Source organism: Methyloversatilis thermotolerans (assembly GCF_000372885.1).
Lineage (GTDB): Bacteria > Pseudomonadota > Gammaproteobacteria > Burkholderiales > Rhodocyclaceae > Methyloversatilis > Methyloversatilis thermotolerans.
The window spans coordinates 547,951-571,316 of the sequence record NZ_KB889967.1; the positions used below are offsets into that span (position 1 = coordinate 547,951).

The 23,366-nt window shown below is 64.4% G+C and carries 16 protein-coding genes and 5 tRNA genes; 17 read left to right on the top strand and 4 right to left on the bottom strand.

Going from position 1 to position 23,366, the window contains the following annotated elements:
• Positions 1 to 110: 110 nt before the first annotated feature.
• Complete coding sequence (locus A3Q7_RS0102080; RefSeq protein WP_018410198.1) at positions 111 to 743, top strand: LysE family translocator; 633 nt, start codon at positions 111 to 113, stop codon at positions 741 to 743.
• 33 nt (positions 744 to 776) lie between these two features.
• Here the strand turns inward: A3Q7_RS0102080 and A3Q7_RS0102085 are convergent, their stop codons facing one another.
• Both A3Q7_RS0102085 and A3Q7_RS0102090 read right to left on the bottom strand, forming a co-directional pair.
• Positions 777 to 1,217 carry a universal stress protein gene (locus A3Q7_RS0102085; RefSeq protein ID WP_018410199.1) on the bottom strand — a complete coding sequence of 147 codons (441 nt, stop codon included), beginning with the start codon at positions 1,215 to 1,217 and terminating at the stop codon, positions 777 to 779.
• Positions 1,218 to 1,284: 67 nt separating this feature from the next.
• Complete coding sequence (locus A3Q7_RS0102090; RefSeq protein WP_018410200.1) at positions 1,285 to 2,079, bottom strand: outer membrane protein assembly factor BamD; 795 nt, start codon at positions 2,077 to 2,079, stop codon at positions 1,285 to 1,287.
• Here A3Q7_RS0102090 and A3Q7_RS0102095 point away from each other — a divergent pair.
• The 15 genes from A3Q7_RS0102095 (at position 2,078) to A3Q7_RS0102175 (ending at position 17,057) form a co-directional block, all read left to right on the top strand.
• On the top strand, positions 2,078 to 3,049 hold the full coding sequence (locus A3Q7_RS0102095) for an RluA family pseudouridine synthase (protein ID WP_018410201.1): 972 nt from the start codon (positions 2,078 to 2,080) through the stop codon (positions 3,047 to 3,049). The genes A3Q7_RS0102090 and A3Q7_RS0102095 overlap by 2 nt on opposite strands.
• Positions 3,046 to 3,789, top strand: coding sequence for a peptidoglycan editing factor PgeF (gene pgeF / locus A3Q7_RS19260; RefSeq protein ID WP_018410202.1), 744 nt, complete (start codon positions 3,046 to 3,048; stop codon positions 3,787 to 3,789). The genes A3Q7_RS0102095 and pgeF overlap by 4 nt, the downstream gene beginning before the upstream one ends.
• A gap of 52 nt (positions 3,790 to 3,841) precedes the next feature.
• Positions 3,842 to 4,696 carry a ZIP family metal transporter gene (locus A3Q7_RS0102110; RefSeq protein ID WP_018410203.1) on the top strand — a complete coding sequence of 285 codons (855 nt, stop codon included), beginning with the start codon at positions 3,842 to 3,844 and terminating at the stop codon, positions 4,694 to 4,696.
• Positions 4,697 to 5,262: 566 nt separating this feature from the next.
• The gene (gene phaC / locus A3Q7_RS0102120) at positions 5,263 to 6,975 is read left to right on the top strand and encodes a class I poly(R)-hydroxyalkanoic acid synthase (RefSeq protein ID WP_040570769.1); all 1,713 of its coding nucleotides are present in this window, start codon (positions 5,263 to 5,265) and stop codon (positions 6,973 to 6,975) included.
• A 189-nt stretch (positions 6,976 to 7,164) separates the two neighbouring features.
• Complete coding sequence (gene phbB, locus A3Q7_RS0102125) at positions 7,165 to 7,905, top strand: acetoacetyl-CoA reductase (RefSeq protein WP_026224386.1); 741 nt, start codon at positions 7,165 to 7,167, stop codon at positions 7,903 to 7,905.
• Positions 7,906 to 7,990: 85 nt separating this feature from the next.
• On the top strand, positions 7,991 to 8,731 hold the full coding sequence (gene phbB, locus A3Q7_RS0102130; RefSeq protein ID WP_026224387.1) for a beta-ketoacyl-ACP reductase: 741 nt from the start codon (positions 7,991 to 7,993) through the stop codon (positions 8,729 to 8,731).
• Between the two features lie 185 nt (positions 8,732 to 8,916).
• Positions 8,917 to 9,507 carry a polyhydroxyalkanoate synthesis repressor PhaR gene (gene phaR, locus A3Q7_RS0102135; RefSeq protein ID WP_018410208.1) on the top strand — a complete coding sequence of 197 codons (591 nt, stop codon included), beginning with the start codon at positions 8,917 to 8,919 and terminating at the stop codon, positions 9,505 to 9,507.
• Between the two features lie 29 nt (positions 9,508 to 9,536).
• Positions 9,537 to 10,901, top strand: a complete 1,365-nt coding sequence (gene rimO, locus A3Q7_RS0102140) for a 30S ribosomal protein S12 methylthiotransferase RimO (protein WP_026224388.1) — start codon at positions 9,537 to 9,539, stop codon at positions 10,899 to 10,901.
• 22 nt (positions 10,902 to 10,923) lie between these two features.
• The gene (locus tag A3Q7_RS0102145) at positions 10,924 to 12,363 is read left to right on the top strand and encodes an FAD-binding oxidoreductase (protein ID WP_018410210.1); all 1,440 of its coding nucleotides are present in this window, start codon (positions 10,924 to 10,926) and stop codon (positions 12,361 to 12,363) included.
• Positions 12,364 to 12,517: 154 nt separating this feature from the next.
• Positions 12,518 to 12,593 (top strand) — tRNA-Ala (locus A3Q7_RS0102150).
• 40 nt (positions 12,594 to 12,633) lie between these two features.
• Positions 12,634 to 12,709, top strand: a tRNA-Glu gene (locus A3Q7_RS0102155).
• Positions 12,710 to 12,758: 49 nt separating this feature from the next.
• Positions 12,759 to 12,835, top strand: a tRNA-Asp gene (locus tag A3Q7_RS0102160).
• Positions 12,836 to 12,920: 85 nt separating this feature from the next.
• Positions 12,921 to 12,996: transfer RNA gene (locus tag A3Q7_RS0102165), tRNA-Glu, on the top strand.
• A 13-nt stretch (positions 12,997 to 13,009) separates the two neighbouring features.
• Positions 13,010 to 13,086: transfer RNA gene (locus tag A3Q7_RS0102170), tRNA-Asp, on the top strand.
• A gap of 200 nt (positions 13,087 to 13,286) precedes the next feature.
• Complete coding sequence (locus A3Q7_RS0102175) at positions 13,287 to 17,057, top strand: DUF748 domain-containing protein (protein ID WP_232417779.1); 3,771 nt, start codon at positions 13,287 to 13,289, stop codon at positions 17,055 to 17,057.
• Here A3Q7_RS0102175 and A3Q7_RS0102180 read toward each other — a convergent pair.
• Both A3Q7_RS0102180 and A3Q7_RS0102185 read right to left on the bottom strand, forming a co-directional pair.
• Positions 17,047 to 17,499, bottom strand: a complete 453-nt coding sequence (locus A3Q7_RS0102180) for a peroxiredoxin (RefSeq protein WP_018410212.1) — start codon at positions 17,497 to 17,499, stop codon at positions 17,047 to 17,049. The genes A3Q7_RS0102175 and A3Q7_RS0102180 overlap by 11 nt on opposite strands.
• A gap of 15 nt (positions 17,500 to 17,514) precedes the next feature.
• Complete coding sequence (locus A3Q7_RS0102185; RefSeq protein WP_018410213.1) at positions 17,515 to 20,808, bottom strand: error-prone DNA polymerase; 3,294 nt, start codon at positions 20,806 to 20,808, stop codon at positions 17,515 to 17,517.
• 600 nt (positions 20,809 to 21,408) lie between these two features.
• On the opposite strand from A3Q7_RS0102185, the gene A3Q7_RS0102190 reads away from it, so the two are divergent.
• The gene (locus A3Q7_RS0102190) at positions 21,409 to 23,331 is read left to right on the top strand and encodes a PrkA family serine protein kinase (RefSeq protein ID WP_026224389.1); all 1,923 of its coding nucleotides are present in this window, start codon (positions 21,409 to 21,411) and stop codon (positions 23,329 to 23,331) included.
• The last annotated feature ends 35 nt before the right edge of the window (positions 23,332 to 23,366 follow it).

A 23,366-nucleotide genomic window follows, 5' to 3' on the forward strand; every position in this document is an offset into this window, starting at 1 on the left:
CCATTCCGACAATCGGGTGCGCGGAAAGTCGCGGCCCGGACAAACCCGACAGCGTGCGATCACGTGGCCGGGGCTGTCAGCCGGCGGCAAACGATGTAGGCTCGCCGCCCATGATTCCCGCCAATGATCTCGCGCTGTTCGTTGCCGCTTCAATCGCGCTCGCGATCGCTCCCGGCCCGGACAACCTGTTCGTGCTGGCGCAGTCGGCGCTGCACGGCGTGCGCGCCGGTCTGCTCATCACGCTGGGCCTGTGCTGCGGTCTGCTGGTCCACATCGCGGCGGTGGCACTTGGCGTCGCGGCCTTGTTCCAGACCTCCGCGCTTGCCTTCAACCTGCTCAGGTTCGCTGGTGCGGCCTATCTGCTCCTGCTCGCCTGGCAGGCCTTCCGTGCCAGTGCGGGCAGTGTGCCGCAGGACTCGGGCGATGGTGTGCAACGCGGTGCCGGGCGGCTGTTCACGCGCGGCGTGGTGATGAATGTGAGCAATCCCAAGGTGGCCATCTTCTTCCTGGCCTTCCTGCCGCAGTTCGCCGATCCGGCCCGCGGCCCGGTCCCTGCGCAGCTTGCCGTGCTCGGACTGGTGTTCATGGCATGCGCGCTGATCGTATTCCTGGCCATTGCATGGATGGCCGGGAAAGCGGGCGTACTGTTGAGAAGATCGATCTCGCTGAGGACCGCGTTGAACCGTGTCGCGGCGGCGGTATTCGCTTCCCTGGCCGTGCGCCTGATCGTGACCAGATCCTGAGCCGGGCGGAACGCGCACGTCCGGCGAACAGGTTCATTTGCCCCGGTGCACCGCCACCAGGATGCTGCACGGCGCTTCGTCGACCAGCGATGCGCCGACCGAACCTCTCCACCAGCGCTCCAGGCGCGAGGCGTGGCGCGTGTGGCCAACGACGATGAGATCGCACTTCAGTTCCAGTGCGAGGCGGTTGATTTCGCGTACCGCGTCGCCGGTCACCAGGTGGCCTTCGGCGCTTACGCCGCGTGACTTGAGCTGTTCCAGCCCTTCCTTCAGCACCTCGGCAAAGCGTGCGTTCTCTTCCTCCTGCGGCACATCGGCGACAAAACCTTCTGCGACGAACAGGGTTGCAGCGATCGGTGCGACGGCCAGCAGGTGGATTTCAGCGCGCAGCAGATCGTTGATTTCGGCGCATTCGAGCAGCGCTCGGCGCCCGGATTCGGAACCGTCGTAGGCGAGCAATACCTTGTTGTACATGGTGTTCTCCGCAGTGGATGGACGATCGGTTCCGGTGGGTGGCGTTGGCGCGGGCTTCGCTGCCCGCTTACCAGAGCTTCCACCATGGGTCGTCTACGCCCGGATCCTTGAAGCCACGGGCAAGGTAGTCGCTGTCCGGAAAATTCTTCTTCATGACACGCTCGGCATCGTCGCGCAGATCGGTCAGACCGAGCGAATCATAGGCCACCATCATGATGTAGAGCGCCTCCTCGACCGCCGGTGTTTCCTGGTAGTTGCTCACCGCGAACTGTGCGCGGTTCGCGGCGGCGAGGAAGGCTCCGCGCTTGATGTAGTAGCGTGCCACGTGCACTTCGTGGGCTGCGAGCGAGTTCACGAGGTAGTTCATGCGGATCAGTGCATCCGGCGTGTACTTGCTGTCCGGATAGCGGGTGACCAGTTCCTTCAACGCGTCGAAGGAGTCGCGCAGCCCCTTGGGATCGCGCTCGGTCATGTCCTGGCGCGACAGATTGCTCATGATGCCGAGGTCTTCATTGAAGTCGACCAGGCCTCGCAGGTAATAGATGTAATCGACGTTCGGATGATTCGGGTGCAGCCTGATGAAGCGGTCGCAGGCGGCGATCGCCTGGGCGCGCTCGCCCTGCCGGTAATAGGCGTAGGCCACCTCGATCTGCGCCTGCTGCGCATAGCGTCCGTACGGAAACTTGGCTTCCAGCTTTTCGTACAGCTTGATCGCCTGTTCGTAGGAACCTTCGCCCAGCCTTTCCTTGGCTTCGGAATAGAGCCGCTGCGCGGACCAGGTCGCCGTTTCGTCGATCTTGTCCGGCAGGAGTCCGCACCCGGCCGCCAGAGCCACCCACAGTATCGCTACACTACGCCACATGACCGCTCTGATCCTGGAAGAAACGCAAGACGACGATTATATCGCCGAGCCGGCCGACAACCGCTTGCAGGCTGTCGTGCCTCCCGGCATCGTCGGTGAGCGGCTCGACGCGGTGCTGGCCCGGGTCTGGTCGCAATATTCGCGCAGCCGCCTGCAGGGCTGGTTGCGCGAAGGCCGGGTGACGGTGGATGGACTGTCCTGTACCGACGCCCGTCGCCGCACCTACAGCGGCGAACGTCTGTCGCTCGATCCTGGCAGCGTGCCCGGGGAGGGCGCGCATGCGCCGCAAGCGATTCCCCTCGATATCGTGTTCGAGGACGATACCGTGCTGGTGATCAACAAGCCGGCCGGTCTGGTTGTGCATCCGGGCAGTGGCGTCGCCGACGGCACCCTGCTGAATGCGCTGCTGCATCACGATGCCGCGCTGCAGAAGGTGCCGCGTGCCGGCATCGTGCACCGGCTGGACCGTGATACCAGTGGCCTGCTGGTGGTGGCGCGGACGGTCGAGGCGCAGGTCGATCTGGTGCGGCAGTTGCAGGCGCGTACCGTATCGCGGCGCTACATCGCAGTGGCCTCCGGCACGCTGCGCGGCGAGGGCTCGGTCGATGCGCCGATCGGCCGCAATCCGGTGCAGCGCACGCGCATGGCGGTGGTGGCCACCGGCGGCAAGCCGGCATGTACCCACTATCGCGCGATGCAGGCGCTCGACCACGCGACGCTGGTCGAATGCCGGCTGGAAACCGGGCGTACTCACCAGATCCGTGTCCATATGGCGCACATCGGCCACGCGCTGCTCGGTGACGAGGTGTATGCCAGTCGTACGGTCGCCGGACGTTTCTCGCGCCAGGCCTTGCACGCGTGGCGTCTGGGCCTGATCCATCCGCGTGACGCACAGGCGATGGAATGGCAGGTAGCGCCGCCCGATGACTTGCGTATGCTCATCGATTCACTGCAGCCGGCGCGGACATGACGCTGCCGCTCATCCGCCCGGACTGGCCGGCACCCGCTGGCGTGCGCGCCTGTGTCACGACCCGTCTGGGCGGCGCGAGTGCGCCGCCGTTCGGGCCTTTCAATCCCGCTTCGCATGTGGGCGACGCACCGGACGCGGTGAGCGCGAACCGCGCCCTGCTGCGCGCCCATCTGCCCGCCGAGCCGATGTGGCTGGATCAGGTTCACGGTGTGACGGTGGCCGATGCCGACCAGCCATGCCCGACCCAGGCCGACGCGTCGGTTGCGCGCACGCCCGGTCGCGTGTGCGCGGTGATGACCGCCGACTGTCTGCCGGTGCTGCTGTGCGACCGTTCCGCTCGTGTCGTCGCTGCGGCGCACGCGGGCTGGCGAGGGCTGGCAGCCGGTGTGCTCGGCCGCACCGTGCGCGACATGGCGGTGCCGCCGGGCGAACTGATGGCCTGGCTGGGGCCGGCCATTGGTCCGCTCGCCTTCGAGGTGGGGCCGGAAGTGCGCGCAGCCTTCCTGCAGCGGCTGCCAGAGGCCGGACGAGCATTTCGCGCCGGCAGCGGTGACCGACTGTTCGCCGATCTGTATGCGCTGGCACGCATGGATCTCGCGGCAGCGGGTGTATCTGCCGTGTATGGCGGCGGCCTGTGCACCTTCAGTCAGGCCGGATTGTTCCATTCCTTCCGCCGCGATGCGCGCTGTGGCCGCATGGCCAGTCTGATCTGGCTGGAACAATCTGTGTCGTTGCCCTGACCGGCTTGCCGAGTTCAAGGATAATAAGAGTCCGTTTTCAGTTCTTCCCATCATGTCAGTACTTGCCTGGATCGTGTTCGCCTCACTCGCGGGCGGCGCGATCAGTGTCTGCGCCGCCGCGCTTTTCGGGCTGGCCGTCAATCTGCAGCGCATTCCCCTGCTCATCAGCTATTCCGTCGGCGCGCTGCTCGGCGCGGCGCTGCTGGGCGTCCTGCCGCAGGCCATCGAGGCCGTCGGCAGCGCTGAACTGGCCACCAGCCTGCTGCTGGTCGGCATCCTCGGTTTCTTCCTGCTGGAAAAGCTGGTGCTGTGGCGGCACTGTCACGAAGTGAGCTGCGAAGCCCACGATCCGGTCGAGCAGCCGGTCCATGCACATGACGAGGCCCACGGCCACGCTCACCACGCGCATGGACATTCCGCACAGTCGGCCGACGGCCAGCGCGCGGCTTCGCTCATCCTGATCGGCGATGCCTTCCACAATTTCGTCGATGGCGTGCTGATCGCCGCTGCCTTCGCGCAGAGCATTCCACTGGGCATCGTGACCGCCACCGCCATCGTTGCCCATGAGATTCCGCAGGAGGTCGGCGACTATCTGGTGCTGCTCCACTCGGGCATGAGCCGCGTGCGCGCGCTCGCCTTCAATCTGCTGTCCAGTCTGGCCACGCTGGTCGGCGCAGTCGGTGCCTGGTTCGCACTGTCCGCGGTCAGCGGCGCTGTCCCTTACCTGTTATGCATCGCGGCCGCCAGCATGATCTACGTGGCGGTCGCCGATCTCATTCCCGGCCTTCACAAGCGGGCGGAACTGGGCGCCACCGTGCAGCAGATCATCCTGATTTCGCTCGGGGTGGGCAGCATCCTGCTCATCCATCGCCTGGTCGACGGCCTCGCCCACGGCCACATCCTCTGAGCGATCGCCCGGCACGGCCTGCGCACCGGCCGCGCTCTGCGCGCGTTCGGCGGCGAGGCGTGCGCGCCGGCGCGACGGCGTGCCGAACAGCCACAGGAACAAGGCGAGCGGCGCGACCCCATAGAACAGCAGCGTCATGACGGCCGCCGCGACGGACTGTTCCGTCACGGCCATCATGAGCACGACGTATATCCACGCGATGGCGACGATGTACATGAAAGCTCCTCGGTTCCCTGTCCAGAAACGATGCAGTGCGCAGATGAGCGTGCTGCCGGCGCCGCTGCGGGATTGACACTCATTTTGTGCGATGCAACAATCATTGTGCGCACAGGGTGCCGCATGGCGGCACGGTCGATACGGGATGACATCCCCGCAGGCATCAGGCTCCGTGGTCCTTGCACGCTGCTATGCTCGTCGCCGCGACTGCGACCGGAAAAATGAGCGCAGATTCCGCAGATGCCTGACACAGGTGTCGCGTCCGCACAGAAAAACGACTGGGGTTTTGTTTGATGAGCAGCGACTCGGCAGCACCCGGAAAGTCCGCCCCGCCTCGCAACGAGGCCGCCATGCCCGACTGGTCCGCAGTCGTGGCGGCAATGGGCAAGAATTTCACCGAATTCATGACGCGTCAGCAATCGGTCCTGGCTGCGCAGATGCCGCATGCCGGCGCGGCTTTGCCACCGCCCGAGACCGCCCGCCTTGCCGCCCTGCAGCAACAGTGGCTGGAGAACCAGACGCGGCTGTGGCAAACCTTCGTACAGCGCAAGCCCGATGAAGAACCGCCGGCACCGGTGGTGCAGACCGATCCGGCGGACCGTCGCTTCCGTGCTCCGGAATGGAGTCGTACCCCTTACTTCGACTACCTGCGTCAGGCCTATCTGATCAATTCGGCCTTCATGCGCGAATGCGTCGAGGCGATTCCGGTCAGTGACGGGCGTACCCGGGGCAAGCTGCGCTACCTGTCCAAGCAGGTGATCGACGCGATGTCTCCCGCGAACTTCGCGGCGACCAATCCCGAATTCATCGAGACGGCGTTGCGTACCGAAGGCGAGAGCATCAGGCGGGGCCTGCAGAACCTGCTGCACGACCTGCAGCAGGGGCATATCTCGATGTCCACGCCCGGGGCCTTCGAAGTCGGTCGCAACCTGGCCGTGACACCGGGTTCGGTGGTGTTCGAGAACGAGCTCATACAGCTCATCCAGTACGCACCGCTCACCGACAAGGTGTTCCGGAAGCCCTTGCTCATCGTTCCGCCGTGCATCAACAAGTACTACCTGATGGACCTGCAGCCGGAGAATTCCTTGGTGCGCTATCTGGTCGAGCAGGGGCATACCGTATTCCTGATTTCGTGGCGGAACGCGGATGCTTCGCTGGCACAGCACACCTGGGATGACTACCTGAGACTCGGCCCGCTGACCGCGCTCGATGTCGTGCGCGACATATCGGGCGATGTTCAACCCAATGCGCTCGGGTTCTGCGTCGGCGGCACGCTGCTCGCGTCCGCGCTGGCGGTTGCCTGCGGACGGGGCGAGAAGCCGGTGGCCAGCATGGCGCTGCTCACCACGCTGCTGGACTTTTCCGATGCGGGAGAGATCGGCTGCCTGGTCGATGAGGCCATGGTGAGCGCGCGCGAACAGACCATAGGTCGCGGTGGCCTCATGCCTGGCCGCGAACTGGCGCAGACCTTCAGCACGCTGCGGCCGAACGACCTGATCTGGAACTATGTCGTCGGCAACTATCTGAAGGGTGAAACACCGCCGGCCTTCGACATCCTGCACTGGAACTGCGACAGCACCAATCTGCCGGGGCCGTTCATGGCCTGGTATCTGCGCAATCTCTACCTGGACAACAGCCTGCGCATTCCGGGCAAGCTTGAAATGCTCGGCGTGAAGGCGGATCTGGGCAAGCTGGACATGCCATCCTATCTGCTGGCTACGTCCGAAGATCACATCGTGCCGTGGACCGGTGCCTACCTGGTGCGCGGACTGCTCGGCGGAGAGACAACCTTCGTGCTGGGTGCCAGTGGTCACGTGGCCGGTACCATCAACCCGGTGTCGCGGGACAAGCGTTCCTACTGGACCGGCGGCAACGAAAGCACGGCAGAGGAATGGCGCGCCGGGGCGACGGAGCATCCGGGCAGCTGGTGGAAACATTACGCGCAGTGGCTGGTGCCACTGTCCGGCAAGAAGGTGGCGCCACCGGCGGCGCCAGGCAATGCCCGTCACAAGGTGATCGAGCCCGCACCGGGCCGCTACGTGAAAAAGATCGCCACGAACTAGGACCCGACGACCGGCTCGTCGCCCGCACCGGCCCGCGCGGTGCATATTCCTCGCGCACGGAGCGGGAGGCGACGCGCAGGCGCGCAGAATGCGGTGTGAGATGGCCGGCACGGGCCGCGATGGACATGGCAGCCTCAGAGGGGAGCTGCGGAAGACCCACCCTCGATACCTATAAATGGAGACAAGGAAATGACGCGAGTCGCACTGGTAACCGGTGGTATGGGAGGACTGGGTGAAGCCATCTGCATCAAGCTGGCGGCACAGGGATTCAGCGTGGTCACTACGCACAGTCCGGGCAACACCAAGGCAGCCGAGTGGCTGCAGAACATGAACAACATGGGGTATGAGTTCAGGGCCTATCCATGCGACGTGTCGGACTTCGACTCGTGCAAGGCCTGCGTCGAGGCGGTGGCGAAGGAGGTCGGGCCGGTGGACGTGCTGGTGAACAACGCCGGCATCACGCGCGACATGACCTTCAAGAAGATGACCAAGGCCGACTGGGACGTGGTGATGAGTACCAACCTCGACTCCTGCTTCAACATGACCAAGCAGGTGATCGACGGCATGACCGAGCGCAAGTGGGGACGGGTGATCAACGTGTCTTCGGTCAATGGTTCGAAGGGGGCTTTCGGGCAGACCAACTATTCCGCAGCCAAGGCCGGCATGCACGGCTTCACCAAGGCGCTGGCACTCGAGGTGGCACGCAACGGCGTCACCGTGAACACGATTTCGCCGGGCTACATCGGCACCAAGATGGTGACCGCGATCCCGCAGGAAATACTGGATACCAAGATCCTGCCGCAGATCCCGGTATCGCGCCTGGGCAAGCCGGAGGAGATCGCGGGGCTGGTGGCCTATCTCGCGTCGGACGAGGCGGCCTTCGTCACCGGCGCCAATATCGCAATCAACGGCGGTCAGCATATGGCCTGATCGCCGGCGCGGAGGTCCGCGCATACCGTCCACTTCGTCCGGCGGGAGTGGACGGTTTCCATCGCAGCTGGCTGGGAGAGAAGTCATGACGAAACGAGTTGCCCTGGTTACCGGGGGTATGGGCGGTCTGGGAACTGCCATCTGCAAGGCACTGGCCAAGGACGGATACACCGTCGTGGCGAACTGTCTGCCCGCCTTCCCCCAAAAGGAAGAATGGCTGGCCAGGATGAAGTCGGAAGGCTTCGACATGAAGGCCGCCGAGGGCGACGTGTCCGACTACGACTCCTGCAAGGCCATGATCGAGAAGATCGAACAGGATATCGGTCCGGTCGATGTGGTCGTGAACAACGCCGGCATCACCCGCGACAAGTTCTTCGTGAAGATGGACAAGTCGCAATGGGACGCGGTGCTCACCACCAATCTGGACAGCCTGTTCAATGTGACTCACCACGTGGCGGCAAGGATGGCCGAGCGCGGCTGGGGCCGCATCATCAATATTTCGTCGGTCAATGGCGTCAAGGGCCAGGCCGGGCAGACCAACTATTCCGCCGCCAAGGCGGGCGTGGTGGGCTTCACCAAGGCACTGGCCGCCGAAATGGCGACCAAGGGCGTCACCGTGAATGCGATCGCGCCGGGTTATATCGGCACCGACATGGTGATGGCCATCCGCGAGGACATCCGCCAGGGCATCATCGACTCGGTACCGATGAAGCGTCTCGGCAAGCCCGAGGAAATCGGCGCCGCGGTGTCCTATCTGGCGTCCGAACTCGCCGGCTATGTGACCGGTGCGACGCTGAACATCAATGGTGGCCTGTATTATCAATAAGTGCGGTTTATCGCAGCAGAATAAAGCCTTATGCGGCGGTGCCGCATAAGGCTGTTGCTTGCGGTATGATCGGCAGAGCGGCGACCGGCATCCGGAGCACGTGAGATGACCCGAAAGCCGTCAGACCACACGAGTGGGCGGGGCCACCGCCCCGGTGCAGCACATACGAGCGAGGACACCACACAATGAGCGCTTCAGAGGCCCGCGAGGGTACGTCGTCCACCCGACTGATCAAGAAGTACCCGAACCGCCGCCTGTACGACACCCGCACCAGTTCCTACATCACTCTGTCCGATGTGAAGGAGCTCGTGCTCGAGAATGCGGAATTCCAGGTGGTCGATGCCAAGACCGGCGAAGATCTCACCCGCAGCATCCTGCTGCAGATCATCATCGAGGAAGAGAGCGAAGGCCAGCCGATGTTCACGTCGGACCTGCTGTCGCAGATGATCCGTTTCTATGGCAATGCGATGCAGGGCATGATGGGCAAGTACCTGGAAGGCAATATCAAGGCCTTCACCGACATGCAGTCCAAGCTGCAGGAACAGGCCCGCTCCATCTACGGCGACAACAACACGATGAGCAAGGACCTGTGGGCGCAGTTCCTCAATTTCCAGGGGCCGGCCATGCAGAGCATGATGGGTGCGTACATGGAGCAGAGCAAGCGCATGTTCGTGCAGATGCAGGAACAGATCGAACAGCAGACCCGTTCGATGATGTCCGGCTTCAAGTTCCCCGGCTTCGGGCCAGGGGGCGATAAAGGTCCGCAAAACAAGTAAAATGCCGGGTTTTGCGGCGGAGACGCAGCGTGACCCGTACTTCTTCAGAATCCGGTAATCCGGCAAAGCCGACCCGCAAGGTCGGCTTTGTTTCTTTGGGCTGTCCGAAGGCGACTGTCGATTCGGAAAACATCCTGACGCGCCTGCGTTCGGAAGGTTATGACATCGTGCCGACCTATGACGATGCCGATGTCGTGGTGGTCAACACCTGTGGTTTCATCGATGCCGCGGTCGAGGAGTCGCTCGATGCGATCGGTGAGGCGCTGGCCGAGAACGGCAAGGTGATCGTGACTGGCTGTATGGGGGCCGAAGGGCCCAAGCGACAGCAGGTGCTGGAAGCGCATCCGCAGGTGCTGGCGGTGACCGGCCCGCATGCGACGGAAGAGGTGATGAATGCGGTGCACCAGCACCTGCCCCGGCCGCACGACCCGTTCACCGATCTGGTGCCGCCGCAGGGCATACGGCTCACACCATCGCATTACGCCTACCTGAAAATTTCCGAAGGCTGCAATCACCGCTGCAGTTTCTGCATCATTCCGTCGATGCGCGGCGACCTGGTGAGCCGGCCGATCGGCGACGTGATGCGCGAAGCCGAAGCACTGCGCGACGCCGGTGTGCGCGAACTGCTCATCGTGTCGCAGGACACCAGCGCCTATGGCGTGGATGTGAAGTACCGCACCGGCTTCTGGGGCGGGCGGCCCTTGCGCACCAGGCTGCATGACCTGGCGAGCGCGCTGGGCGAACTGGGCATCTGGGTACGCATGCATTATGTCTACCCGTATCCGCACGTCGACGACATCATTCCGCTGATGGCCGAGGGCATGATTCTTCCCTACCTTGACGTCCCGTTCCAGCATGCCAGCCCGCGCGTGCTCAAGGCGATGAAGCGGCCGGCGAACGCCGAGAACAATCTCGAGCGCATCCGCGCCTGGCGCGCCATCTGTCCCGACATCACGATACGCAGTACCTTCATCACCGGCTTTCCCGGCGAAACCGAACAGGAATTCGAGGAGCTGCTCGATTTTCTCGGCGAGGCGCGGCTGGACCGCGTCGGCTGTTTCGCCTATTCGCCGGTCGACGGCGCCAGCGCGAACGATCTGCCGGGCGCCTTGCCGGACGAAGTGCGCGAGGAGCGCAAGCAGCGCCTGATGGAATTCCAGGAAGACATTTCCACGCAGCGCCTGGAGGAAAAGATCGACCGGGAAATGATCGTGCTGGTCGACGAGGTGGACGAGGATGGCGCGGTCGCGCGCACCGAGGGCGATGCACCCGACATCGACGGCCTTGTGCATGTACTGGACGGACAGGATCTCGAAGTCGGCGATTTCGTGCGCGTGCGCATCACCGACTGCGATGTGCACGATCTGTATGCCGAGGTGATGCGCGAGGAGTGAACATCCTCGGCCGGGAGGGGGCATGGAAGGCAGTGTGATCGAGGCGGTACTGGCACGCTTGCGCGCGGCGCTGGGCGAAGCCCACGTGCTGCACGAGGCGGCCGACACCGCGCCGTACTGCACCGACTGGCGCGGCCGCTATCGCGGTGACGCGTTGTGCGTGGTGCGCCCTGCATCGGTGGCCGAGGTGGCTGCGGTGGTGCGGGTGTGCACCGAGGCCGGTGTCGCCATGGTGCCCCAGGGCGGCAATACCGGGCTGTGCGGAGGGGCGACGCCGCGCAGCGGGCGTCACGAAGTGGTGGTGAACCTGTCGCGCCTCAACCGTGTGCGCGCGCTGGATGCGGACAATGCCTCGATCACGGTCGAGGCAGGCTGCAAGCTCGCAGCCGTGCAGGCCGCCGCACGCGAGGCCGGATTGCTGTTCCCGCTCAGCCTGGCGTCGGAAGGTTCCTGCGAGATAGGCGGCAATCTGTCCACCAATGCGGGTGGCGTGCATGTGCTGCGCCACGGCAATGCGCGCGAACAGGTGCTCGGGCTGGAGGTGGTGCTGCCGGATGGGCGCATCTGGGACGGCCTGCGCAGTCTGCGCAAGGACAATACCGGCTATGACCTGAAGCAGTTGTTCATCGGTGCCGAAGGCACGCTCGGTTTCATCACTGCCGCGGTGCTCAGGTTGCGGCCGCTGCCGGCCTGCAGCGCACTGGCCTGGGTCGCGCTGCCCGACGTGCGCTCGGCCATCGCACTGCTGCGCCACCTGCAGGCGCACGCCGGCGATGCCCTGAACGCCTTCGAACTGGTCGGACGCGACGCGCTGGACCTGGTGCTCCGGCATATCCCGGGGACGCGCGACCCGCTGTCCGCGCCTCATCCGTGGTACGTGTTGATCGAACTCGCAGGTGCGGAGCAGGGGGGCGCCCGTGCGCTCGAACCGGTGCTCGAAAGCGTGCTGGACAGGGCGCTGGAGAACGCGCTCGTGGCGGACGCGGTGATCGCCCAGGACGGCCCGCAGGCGAGCGCGCTGTGGGCGCTGCGCGAGAACATTTCGGAGGCGCAGCGCATTGAGGGATTCAGCGTGAAGCACGACATCAGCGTGCCGGTCAGCGCGATACCCGCCTTCACGGAATGCACCGGTGCCGCGCTGGGTGAGCTGCTGCCCGGCGTGCGCATCGTCGCCTTCGGTCATGCCGGCGACGGCAATCTGCACTACAACCTGTCCTTTCCCGATGCCGCCGACAATGCGGCATTGCTCGCAGATGCGGCACGCGCGAGTGCGCTCGTGCATGACACGGTACAGGCGTTCGCGGGATCGATTTCCGCGGAGCACGGCATTGGCCAGCTCAAGCGTGACCTCTTGCCCCGCTACAAGAGTGAGGTCGAACTGGACATGATGCGTGCGATCAAATCGGCGTTCGATCCTCGCGACCTGATGAATCCGGGCAAAGTGCTGCCCTCGTCCTTCTGAAGAGGCGTGCGATGGCGACCGGCCATGCCGTCCTCATGCGGGCTGCGGGATGTTCCCGTCATCGCACCTGCCGACCATGTGCGCTGCGCAAAAAAACTGGCGCGAGGCCCTTTACAAAGCCGTTTCACTGTTTATAATGCGCGTCTCTTTCGACGGGGGTATAGCTCAGCTGGGAGAGCGCTTGCATGGCATGCAAGAGGTCAGCGGTTCGATCCCGCTTACCTCCACCATGCGAAAGAGAGCAGCAAAGCAGTCAGTGCAGCACACTAGGTCCCCATCGTCTAGAGGCCTAGGACATCGCCCTTTCACGGCGGTAACCGGGGTTCGAATCCCCGTGGGGACGCCAGCCCAGGGCTGGTCTGCAGGTCCGGAAGATGTCGCGCCGGCACCAACGAGGAGTGGTAGTTCAGTTGGTTAGAATACCGGCCTGTCACGCCGGGGGTCGCGGGTTCGAGTCCCGTCCACTCCGCCAACACCTGTCGTTGCACCCGGTGCAGCGACGATCCGGAAAGGGTCGCGCAAGCGGCCTTTTTTGTTGTGAGGGGCCCGCCCCTTCTGTCCCCATCGTCTAGAGGCCTAGGACATCGCCCTTTCACGGCGGTAACCGGGGTTCGAATCCCCGTGGGGACGCCATCGCCCGCAGTACGGAGTGGTAGTTCAGTTGGTTAGAATACCGGCCTGTCACGCCGGGGGTCGCGGGTTCGAGTCCCGTCCACTCCGCCATACCTGCAAGCCCGTCCGTCATCGAAGCCGCTTCCGCGGCTTTTTTCATTTCTGCGCATGCCTTTTCCTTGCCTTGGGTGGCGGATGCCTGCAAGGTGCAGCCCGGTGCTTGCTGATGCAGGCAAGCGCGGACACACTGCACGCTGTGACCGTAGACCGCGTGTCTGCCCCATGCTGCGCGCAGCCGTCCCGACCACTGGATGAGCACAATGTCCCTGAACACCCTCATTGCACGACCGGCGCTGCGCAAGGCCGCCATCGCCCTGGTGATTTTCCTGGTCCTGTTCGGACTGCTGGGGGTGTTCGCGGCACCCCACCTGGTCCGTTCGCTCGCCGAGAAACATGGCTCGGCCTTTCTTGGCAGGACCCTGTCGATCGACGAGGTGAACATCAATCCCTACACGCTGAAGCTCGATGTGCGCGGCTTCCGCATGCTGGAGGTGGATGGCAAGGAGGAGGCCGCGTCGGTCGACCGGCTGACGGTCGATGTCGAGTGGATGTCGCTGTTCCGGGGCGCGCCGGTGATCCGTCAGGTGGAGGTGGAGCGACCTTTGTTGCGCATCGTCCGGCTGGACGAGGACGGGCATTACAACTACAGCGATGTGCTGAAAAAGCTGCTGGACCAGCCGCCCAGTGACGAGCCGGCACGCTTCTCGGTCAACAACATCACCTTGCGCGACGGTCGTATCGACATCGATGACCAGCCGTTTGCGCGCAAGCATGTGATCAGCGACATCCAGATCGGGCTGCCCTTCGTGTCCAACCTGCCGTCGGATGTCGAACTGTTCGTCGAGCCATCCATCGCCGCGCGCATCAACGATGCGCCGTTCTCGCTCAAGGGCCGCATCAGACCCTTCCTCGACGAGCGGGAAGCGACGCTGAAGATCGAATTCAACGCGCTCAATCTCGCACGCTTCGATGAATACTCGCCGGTACCGCTCGGTTTCCGCATTGCCTCCGGTGCGCTCGATACCGATATCGATGTGAGTTTCCGCCAGCCCGCGTCGGGCGACACGAAAATTGCGCTGCAGGGCACGCTGGAACTGCGCGATCTCGAACTCGACAACCGCGAGGGGCAGCCGCTGTTGCGGCTGCCGGCGCTGGACATGGTGCTCAACGAGATACAGCCGCTCGAAGGCAAGGTGGACATCGCGAGCATACGCATCGATCAACCCGACATCGAGCTGGCTCGCCTGAAGGATGGAAGCTGGAACCTGATGGCGCTCGGCCCGCTGCCTGCGCAGCAGCGCGGCGCCGCGGATGCGGGCGGACGCGAAGCCGGTGAGGACGCGGCCCGGGCGGCGGGGAAAAAAGAGGAAAAGGACGGACCGAAGCCGGAACCGAAGAAAGCGGTGCCGGATGTGAAGCTGGGCATGCTGGAAATCCTGCAGGCCCGCCTGGCTTTCACCGACGATGTTCCGGCGCAGACGTTCAAGTACGTGATCGAACCCATGGATGTGGTGCTGCGGGATTTCGCGCTGAATGCGGATACGCCTGCCAAACTGCTGGTGAGCGCCACCACGGAAAGCAATGCGCGCATCTCTCTCGATGCGCGCGTGAAAATCGCCCAGCCGGGCATCGAGGGCGAACTGACGGTCGCTGACCTCGACCTTCCACGCTTCTCACCCTATTTCGCCGACCGCATCAATTTCGATCTGGAAGAGGCTGCATTCAGACTGGGCACGCGTTTCGGCCTGCGTATCGAGAACGGAACGCCGCAGGGCGAAATTGCGGTGACCGAGGCCGGCATTTCGCGATTGCGGCTTGCGCGCCCGCGCGAGCGGGGTGCCTTCATGCAGGCGGACGATATCGTCGTGCGCGATGCGCGGGTCGACCTGTCCTCACGCAAGGTATCGATAGAGAGCTTCGTCATCGAACGGCCGCGCGCGAAGGTGGCCCGACTCGCCGATGGCAGCATGGATCTGGCCGCCTTGATGCGTGCCCCGGCCGGGATTTCCCAGCCGGCCACGGTGGCATCCGGGAAGGATGCGGCGGCCTGGAGCGCCCGCCTGGGCAGCGTGCTGCTGAACGACGGCAGTCTGCATTTCGAGGACCGTACGCTCACCACGCCAGCCGTGATCGACCTGAGCAAGCTCGCGTTCAAGCTCGACAACGTGGGCACGGATCCCAAGCTCAGATCCGTGCTTGAACTGTCCTTCCGCGATCCGAAGGGTGGGGTGTTCGGCACCCGCGGCAGTTTCACCCAGTCGCCGCTCAAGGCCGACCTGAAGGTCGATGTGCGTCGCCTCGACCTGCTTGCGGCGCAGCCATGGATGGCCCGCAAACTGAACGCCGAACTGCTCGCCGGCAGCTTGAGCCTGCGTGGTGATCTGGGCGTGCAGATGCAGACTTCGGGCAGATGGACCCTGGGCTGGAGTGGTGAGGGCAATGTCGACAATATCCACCTGACGGACAAGCTCAACGCAGCCGATCTGCTGAAGTGGCGTTCGCTGTTCGCCGGGGGCATGCAACTCAGGCTGGACAGCGCACGGCCTGATCTGCTGGCGGGACTGAGCATCAACGAGATCGCGCTGAGCGACTATTTCGCGCGTGTCATCGTGTCACCCGAAGGGCGGCTGAACCTGCAGGACATCGTGCGCGCCGAGGATGGCGGATCGGGGACCGCCGCGACGCCTGTCACGAAGGCGCCGGTTGCGAAGCTGCCTGCCGCGAAGGCTCCGTCCGCCCCGGCTGGCGCCGGCAAGTCGGCCCCGGCACGCCCGGCGGAGGGGCAGGCGGCGCTCGCGAAAGTGATCGATACCGTCCGGCCACCGATCGACATCAAGACCGTGGTCATGCAGGGCGGGCGGGTGGATTTCAGCGATTTCTTCATCAAGCCCAATTACCGCGCACAACTTTCGGAGCTGGGCGGGCGGGTGGCCGGCCTGAGTTCAGTCGCGGGAACACGCGGTGAAGTGGAGCTGCGTGGCGTGGTCGAAGGGTCGGCACCGATAGACATCACCGGCCGCATCAATCCGCTGGCACAGTCGCTTTTCCTGGATATCAAGGCGAGCGCGCGTGGCATCGAACTGGCGCCGCTGTCGCCCTATTCCGGCAAGTACGTCGGCTACGGCATCGAGAAAGGCAAGCTCAGCGTGAACATTGCCTACAAGATCGAGAACGACCAGCTTACCGCCCAGAACAATGTCATTCTTGACCAGCTTACCTTCGGCGCGGCGGTGGACAGCCCGGACGCGATCAAGGCGCCGGTGCTGCTCGCGGTGTCGCTGCTCAAGGACCGCAATGGCGTGATCGACATCAATCTGCCGATCAGCGGTTCATTGTCCGATCCGCAGTTCTCGATCGGTGGCATCGTCGTGAAGGTGATCGTGAATCTCATCGTGAAGGCGGTCACCTCGCCGTTCGCGCTGCTGGGCTCGCTGTTCGGCTCGGAAGCCGAGCTGGACCACGTGGCGTTCGACCCCGGGCGCAGCACGCTGTCCGATACCGCACGTGGCAAGCTCGATACCCTGGCCAAGGCACTCAATGACCGTCCGGCGCTCAAGCTGGAGGTGAGCGGGCGGGTGGATCGTGCGGTCGATGTCGAGGGCTATCGCCGCGCCGTGCTGGATCGACGCATCCGCGCCGCCAAGGCGGCGCAGACCAAGGGGTCGGCTGACGAGGTGACGGTGTCGGCCGACGAGTATCCGCGCCTGCTGGAAGTGGTCTACAAGGCCTCATCGTTTCCCAAGCCACGCAATGTGATCGGTCTGGCCAAGGATCTGCCGGTGCCGGAGATGGAAAAACTCATCCTGACCAACACCGAGGTGAGCGACGAGGATCTGCGTCAGCTCGGCCTGGCGCGCGCGCAGGTGGTGAAGGACTATCTGAGCCGCAGCGGCAAGGTGGAGGATGGCCGCCTGTTCGTGCTGTCGCCGCGGCTCGATGCGGCGGGTGATGCGGCAAAGGAGGGGCGCGCAAAGGACGACAGGAGCGCGCCGGCGCGCGCGGAATTCACCATCAGGAACTGATGCTGCGCAGGATCTGCCCGGCGTGGTCCCTTACGTCGGGCGTATCGATGCGCTGCGCGATGCGGCCGTCCGGAGCGATCACCACGGTGATGCGCCGGTAGGCACCGAGCAGCCTGCGCAGCCCGGCCCGCCAGCCGGTACCCAGCGCACCGTAGCCGGTGGCGATGCGCAGGCCGTCGTCGACCAGCAGCGGAAAGTTCAGGCCATGCCGGGCCGCGAAGGCGCGATGCGTCGTGCCATCCTGGGCCGATACGCCCAGCACCGCGACGTTCATGCGCTGCAGTGTTTCGCGCGCGTCGCGTATCGAACAGGCCTGCCGCGTGCACTGCGGTGTATCGTCGCGCGGGTAGAAATAGAGCACCAGCCAGCGGCCGCGGTAGTCGGCGAGGCGATGGCGCACGCCGTTCTGGTCCAGTGCGTCGAAATCGGGCGCGGCATTCATGTCTGGTCCTCCGGTTCAATGGAAATCACGGCTGCGCGGCGTCAATGCGCCGAGCAGGGCGGAGCGGTCGACCAGGCGGCGCGCGATCAGGTGGATCACCTCGCCTTCGCGCGACACCTGACCATAGATGCCCAGCAGTGTGGCCCCCAGCACCTCGCGCCGCTGCTTCTGCTGCACATCCTGGTGCACGATGATGTTGGCCAGCCCGGTTTCATCCTCCACCGTGACGAACATGACGCCGCTGGCCGTGCCCGGCCGCTGGCGACAGGTGACGATGCCCGCCGCACGCGCCAGCGTGCGGTCCGGCAGGCGACGCAGTTCGGCCGCGGTGATGAAGCGCTGCGCGCGGAGCTGGGTGCGCAGCAGCGCCAGCGGATGACGGCCGAGCGTGAAGCCGAGGCTGGCGTAGTCGGCCACGATATCTTCGCCTTCGCGCGGCGCTTGCAGCGCGAGCGGCACTTCGTCGAGCGGGGCGTCCTGCAGCAGTGCGTCCGGCCTGCGTACGGCCGACTGCCAGTGCGCCTGATGCCGGTTGCCCGCCAGTCGGGCCAGTGCGCCGCCGGCCGCCAGCGCGCGCAATTGCGCGCGATCGATGCGTGCGCGACGGGCGAGATCGTCCACGCTGCGGAAGGCGCCGCCGGTGCGCGCCTCGACGATGCGTCGCGCGACTTCTTCCGATGCACCCTTGATCATGCGCAGTCCGAGCCGCACGCAGGCTGCCGGTCTGCCATCGGGCGCCGCGCTGCCTCGAGCGGGTAAGGGATGCGAGGGTTCGAGCGCACAATCCCAGTCGCTCGCGTTCACGTCCGCCGGTCTGACCTCGACGCCGTGCGCACGTGCGTCGGCGATGAGTTGTGCAGGCGCATAGAAACCCATGGGCTGGCTGTTCAGCAGACCGCACAGAAACGCGGCTGGATGATGGCACTTGAGCCAGGATGAGGCGTAGACCAGCAATGCGAAGCTGGCGGCGTGCGACTCCGGGAAACCATAGCCCGAGAAGCCTTCGATCTGCTTGTAGATGCGCTCCGCGAAGTCCGGGGAATAGCCGTTTGCCAGCAGCCCTTCGGTCAGTTTCTGCTGGAACTTCTCCATCGTGCCGCGCTGTCGCCAGGCGGCCATCGAACGGCGCATCTGGTCGGCTTCGCCGGGCGTGAAATTCGCGGCCACGACGGCAAGCTGCATCACCTGCTCCTGGAAGATGGGGATGCCCAGCGTGCGCTCCAGCACCGGCCGCAGGGCGTCGGATGGATAGTCGATCGCATCCGGCGGCAGATGCCGGCGCGCGAGATAGGGATGCACCATGCCCCCCTGTATCGGCCCCGGCCGCACGATGGCCACCTGGATCACCAGATCGTAGTAGCGACGCGGGCGCAGGCGCGGCAGCATGTTCATCTGCGCGCGCGACTCGACCTGGAATACACCCACCGATCCGCCGCGACACAGCATGTCATAGGTGGCCGGATCTTCCGGCGGAATGTCGGCGAGGGTGCGCGGAACGAATCCCTGTCCTGTCGCGCAGGGCTTCGTTGCCGGGCCCGGGTATGTGGCATCTGCGTCCGCCGGCATGGCGCAGTCCGTCGGTGTCCGTGCCACGCACGTCGCAGCGGGAACAAGTGCTTCGTAGGCCGCCAGCGACTGCAGCGTCTTGCGTATCGCGGTGAGCATGCCCAGCGCCAGTACGTCCACCTTCATCAAGCCGACCGCCTCCAGATCGTCCTTGTCCCACTGGATGACGCAGCGCTCCGGCATGCGGGCATTCTCGATCGGCACCAGGCTGGACAGCCGGCCACGCGCGATGACGAAACCGCCGACGTGCTGCGACAGATGACGTGGTGCACCGATCAGCTCATTGGCCAGTTCCATCAACAGGCGCACGCGCGGCGCACGCGCGCTGAAGCCGGCCTCCATCAGCCTGTCCTCGCGCACCTGCCGGCCGTCCCACCACATGTGACCGCGCGTGAGCCGGTCCAGCGCCTCGTCGCTGAACCCCAGCGCGCGCCCGACGTCGCGCAGCGCCGAACGGGGCCGGTAGCAGATCAGGCTGGCCGCCAGCGCGGCGCGGTCGCGGCCGTACTTGCGGTAGATGTACTGGATCACTTCCTCGCGCCGCTCGTGCTCGAAATCGACATCGATGTCCGGTGCCTCGTCGCGGCTCGCGGAAATGAAGCGCCCGAACAGCATGTTGGCGCGCCACGGATCGACCTCGGTCACGCCTATGCAGTAGCACACCGCCGAATTCGCCGCCGAACCGCGCCCCTGGCACAGGATGCCCTGCGAACGCGCCCAGGCGACGATGTCGTATACGGTCAGGAAATAAGGCTCGTACGTCAGCTCGCTGATCAGCGCCAGTTCGTCCTCGATCTGTCTGCGCATCTGTTCGGCCTTGCGCGTGAAGCTGGCGTCATCCATCGAGACCACGCGCCGGATTTCGGCACAGCGGCGCGCGTAGCCGCGTTCCGCCAGATGCCTGAGCCAGGAGGAGGGCGTATGACCTGCCGGTACGATTTCCTCCGGGTATTCGTAGCGCAGTTCGTCGAGCGAGAAACGGCACTGTGCGGCGATGGTGAGCGTGGCCTGCAGCAGCTCGGGCGGGTAGAGCTTGCGCAATGCCTGCAGCGGGCGCAGATGGCGCTCTCCGTTCGGGAACAGGGCTTCGCCGCAGGCGGACAGCGGCCGGTGCAGCCGTATCGCGGTCAGCGTGTCCTGCAAGCGGCGGCGTGCCCGCACATGCATGTGCACGTCGCCCGCGGCACACAGCGGCAGTCCCGATGCCGCGCCGATGGCGGTGAGCTGCGCCAGCTTGTGCGTGTCGTCGGGCCCGCGCAGCAGTTCCACCGCCAGCCAGGCGTGTTCGTCGAACAGCGCCCGCAGCCAGCGTGCCTGGGCGAGCAGGGTGTCCGGATTGTCGAGCGCTTTGTCGTCCGCCAGCAGCAGCCCGCTGCAGTCCTGCACGGCAGCCCGCGTGAAGTCGCCGCACCCGATGCGGTAGCGCCCCTTGTCGGCTGCACGCCGCGCGTGCGTGATCAGTTCGCACAGATGCGCGTAACCGGTTCGCGAGCGTGCGATCAGCACCAGTCTGGGGCCATCCGCGAGCTGCATTTCGGTGCCGATGAGGAGGGCGGGTTTCGGATCGGGCAGTGCGCGCAGGGCGGCATGGGCGCGCACCACACCGGCCACCGAACATTCATCGGTCAGGGCCAGGGCGGCGTAGCCAAGTTCGGCGGCACGGATTACCAGCTCGTCCGGAGACGAGGCGCCGCGCTGGAAGCTGAAATGGCTCAGGCAGTGAAGTTCAGCGTAGGTGGACATGGCGTGAGCTGTTTTTTTATACAGTATAGCCATCCGTCGCCGACGAACGGAACCCCCGTCCTTCCCCTTGCCGACGCATGCTCGTGGCGGGTGCATCGCCCTTCACTGGTGCATGCCGCGCATGCAAAGAATGTTGAAGTGCGGCGGCCGACTGTCCGTTGTTTCAATCAGTCGGGCCTCTGCGTTGTCGGGCCACCGGATTTGCACAGTGTTGCGATGCATGGACCACAACTTGCTGGGACCGTATTGATCCAGCGTCAACGCGGCCTCGTGCCGATGCGTGATTACACCGGTGAGGGGCGGGAACTTAGCAGGGTGTGGAGCATCGACTGGCGGTAAGTCGCGTGTCGGCGTCACGGATGCAGTGCCGCATCGGGATGGCGAAGAGTGTCCGAACGACTGTTGCGCAGATGCATCGTGCGATCGATCCGCTGACACAGCAGCGATGCTTAGGAGCAGGATAGAGATCACCGCGCTTTTCCGGCTTTGCCAGAGAGCGTGTGTGAGCCAAGCTGAACATGAGGTGGTGCGGTGCATGCCTGCCGCGCAGTCAGTCCGGACCACCTGTTTTTGTCGGTCAACGGAGACATGGAGATCAGCATGGATATCGTCAGTCATTTCGCAGCGCGTTTCGAACGCACACGCGAAGAAGAACTATCGCTGGAAGAATATCTGGCGGAGTGCAAGCGCGATCCGCTGGCCTATGCGAGTGCCGCCGAACGCATGCTCAAGGCGATCGGCGAGCCACAGACGATCGATACCCGTAACGATCCGCGGCTGTCACGCATCTTCGCCAACAAGGTGATCAAGATCTATCCCGCCTTCGCCGAGTTCTACGGCATGGAGGAAGCGATCGAGCAGGTGGTGAGCTATTTCCGCCACGCCGCGCAGGGGCTGGAAGAGAAGAAGCAGATCCTCTACCTGCTCGGACCGGTGGGTGGCGGCAAGTCCTCCATTGCCGAGCGGCTCAAGTCGCTGATGGAACAAGTGCCCTTCTACGCCATCAAGGGCTCGCCGGTGAACGAGTCGCCGCTCGGGCTGTTCGACCCGGCCGAGGATGGCGCCATCCTCGAGAAGGAATACGGCATTCCGCGCCGTTATCTCAACCGCATCCTGAGCCCGTGGGCGGTCAAGCGGCTGGAGGAGTTCGGCGGCGACATCCGCAAGTTCCGCGTGGTCAAGCGTTACCCCAGCATCCTGAAGCAGGTGGGCATCGCCAAGACCGAACCGGGCGACGAGAACAACCAGGACATTTCTTCGCTGGTGGGCAAGGTGGACATCCGCAAGCTCGAGAGCTACGCGCAGGACGACCCGGACGCCTACAGCTATTCCGGCGGCCTGTGCCTGGCCAATCAGGGGCTGCTCGAATTCGTCGAAATGTTCAAGGCCCCGATCAAGGTATTGCACCCGCTGCTGACCGCCACGCAGGAAGGCAATTTCAAGGGTACCGAAGGTTTCGGCGCGATCCCGTTCGACGGTGTGGTGCTCGCTCACTCGAACGAGAGCGAGTGGAAGGCCTTCCGCAACAACAAGAACAACGAGGCCTTCCTCGACCGCATCTATATCGTGAAGGTGCCTTACTGCCTGCGCGTGTCCGAGGAAGTGCACATCTACGAAAAGCTGCTGCGCGGCTCCTCGCTGGCGGAAGCCGTGTGCGCGCCGGGCACGCTGAAGATGATGGCGCAGTTCGCGGTGCTCACCCGCCTGAAGGAACCGGAGAACTCCAGCCTGTACTCGAAGATGCAGGTGTATGACGGCGAGAACCTGAAGGACACGGATCCGCGCGCCAAGAGCTATCAGGAATACCGCGATTACGCAGGCGTGGACGAAGGCATGAGCGGTATTTCCACCCGTTTTGCATTCAAGATCCTGTCCAAGGTGTTCAACTTCGATTCCACCGAGGTGGCGGCCAATCCGGTGCACCTGATGTATGTGCTGGAGCAGCAGATCGAGCGCGAGCAGTTCCCGCAGGAAACCGAGCAGAAATACATTTCCTTCATCAAGGAGCATCTGTCGCCGCGCTATGCCGAATTCATCGGCAAGGAAATCCAGACCGCCTATCTGGAAAGCTACAGTGAGTACGGCCAGAACATCTTCGACCGCTATGTCACCTATGCCGACTACTGGATACAGGACCAGGAGTACCGCGACACCGACACCGGCGAGGTGTTCGACCGCGCGTCGCTGAATGCGGAACTGGAAAAGATCGAGAAGCCGGCCGGCATCGCCAATCCGAAGGATTTCCGCAACGAGATCGTGAACTTCGTGCTGCGCGCCCGCGCCAGCAACGCCGGGAAGAATCCGGTGTGGACCAGTTACGAGAAGCTGCGCACGGTGATCGAGAAGAAGATGTTCTCCAACACCGAGGAACTGCTGCCGGTCATCAGCTTCAACGCCAAGGCCAGCGCCGACGATGCCAAGAAGCACGAGGACTTCGTCAACCGCATGGTGGGCAAGGGCTACACACCCAAGCAGGTGCGGCTGCTGTGCGAATGGTATCTGCGCGTGCGCAAGAGTTCGTGATGCGCGGCTGCCTGAAGCAATGACATGAAGGCCGG

What these genes read in the sequence shown, in the direction of transcription:
- A3Q7_RS0102080 (WP_018410198.1), top strand. Translation starts at nt 111, where the DNA reads ATGATTCCCGCCAATGATCTCGCGCTGTTCGTTGCCGCTTCAATCGCG.
- A3Q7_RS0102085 (WP_018410199.1), bottom strand. Translation starts at nt 1,217, where the DNA reads ATGTACAACAAGGTATTGCTCGCCTACGACGGTTCCGAATCCGGGCGC.
- A3Q7_RS0102095 (WP_018410201.1), top strand. Translation starts at nt 2,078, where the DNA reads ATGACCGCTCTGATCCTGGAAGAAACGCAAGACGACGATTATATCGCC.
- A3Q7_RS0102090 (WP_018410200.1), bottom strand. Translation starts at nt 2,079, where the DNA reads ATGTGGCGTAGTGTAGCGATACTGTGGGTGGCTCTGGCGGCCGGGTGC.
- pgeF (WP_018410202.1), top strand. Translation starts at nt 3,046, where the DNA reads ATGACGCTGCCGCTCATCCGCCCGGACTGGCCGGCACCCGCTGGCGTG.
- A3Q7_RS0102110 (WP_018410203.1), top strand. Translation starts at nt 3,842, where the DNA reads ATGTCAGTACTTGCCTGGATCGTGTTCGCCTCACTCGCGGGCGGCGCG.
- phaC (WP_040570769.1), top strand. Translation starts at nt 5,263, where the DNA reads ATGCCCGACTGGTCCGCAGTCGTGGCGGCAATGGGCAAGAATTTCACC.
- phbB (WP_026224386.1), top strand. Translation starts at nt 7,165, where the DNA reads ATGACGCGAGTCGCACTGGTAACCGGTGGTATGGGAGGACTGGGTGAA.
- phbB (WP_026224387.1), top strand. Translation starts at nt 7,991, where the DNA reads ATGACGAAACGAGTTGCCCTGGTTACCGGGGGTATGGGCGGTCTGGGA.
- phaR (WP_018410208.1), top strand. Translation starts at nt 8,917, where the DNA reads ATGAGCGCTTCAGAGGCCCGCGAGGGTACGTCGTCCACCCGACTGATC.
- A3Q7_RS0102145 (WP_018410210.1), top strand. Translation starts at nt 10,924, where the DNA reads ATGGAAGGCAGTGTGATCGAGGCGGTACTGGCACGCTTGCGCGCGGCG.
- A3Q7_RS0102175 (WP_232417779.1), top strand. Translation starts at nt 13,287, where the DNA reads ATGAGCACAATGTCCCTGAACACCCTCATTGCACGACCGGCGCTGCGC.
- A3Q7_RS0102180 (WP_018410212.1), bottom strand. Translation starts at nt 17,499, where the DNA reads ATGAATGCCGCGCCCGATTTCGACGCACTGGACCAGAACGGCGTGCGC.
- A3Q7_RS0102185 (WP_018410213.1), bottom strand. Translation starts at nt 20,808, where the DNA reads ATGTCCACCTACGCTGAACTTCACTGCCTGAGCCATTTCAGCTTCCAG.
- A3Q7_RS0102190 (WP_026224389.1), top strand. Translation starts at nt 21,409, where the DNA reads ATGGATATCGTCAGTCATTTCGCAGCGCGTTTCGAACGCACACGCGAA.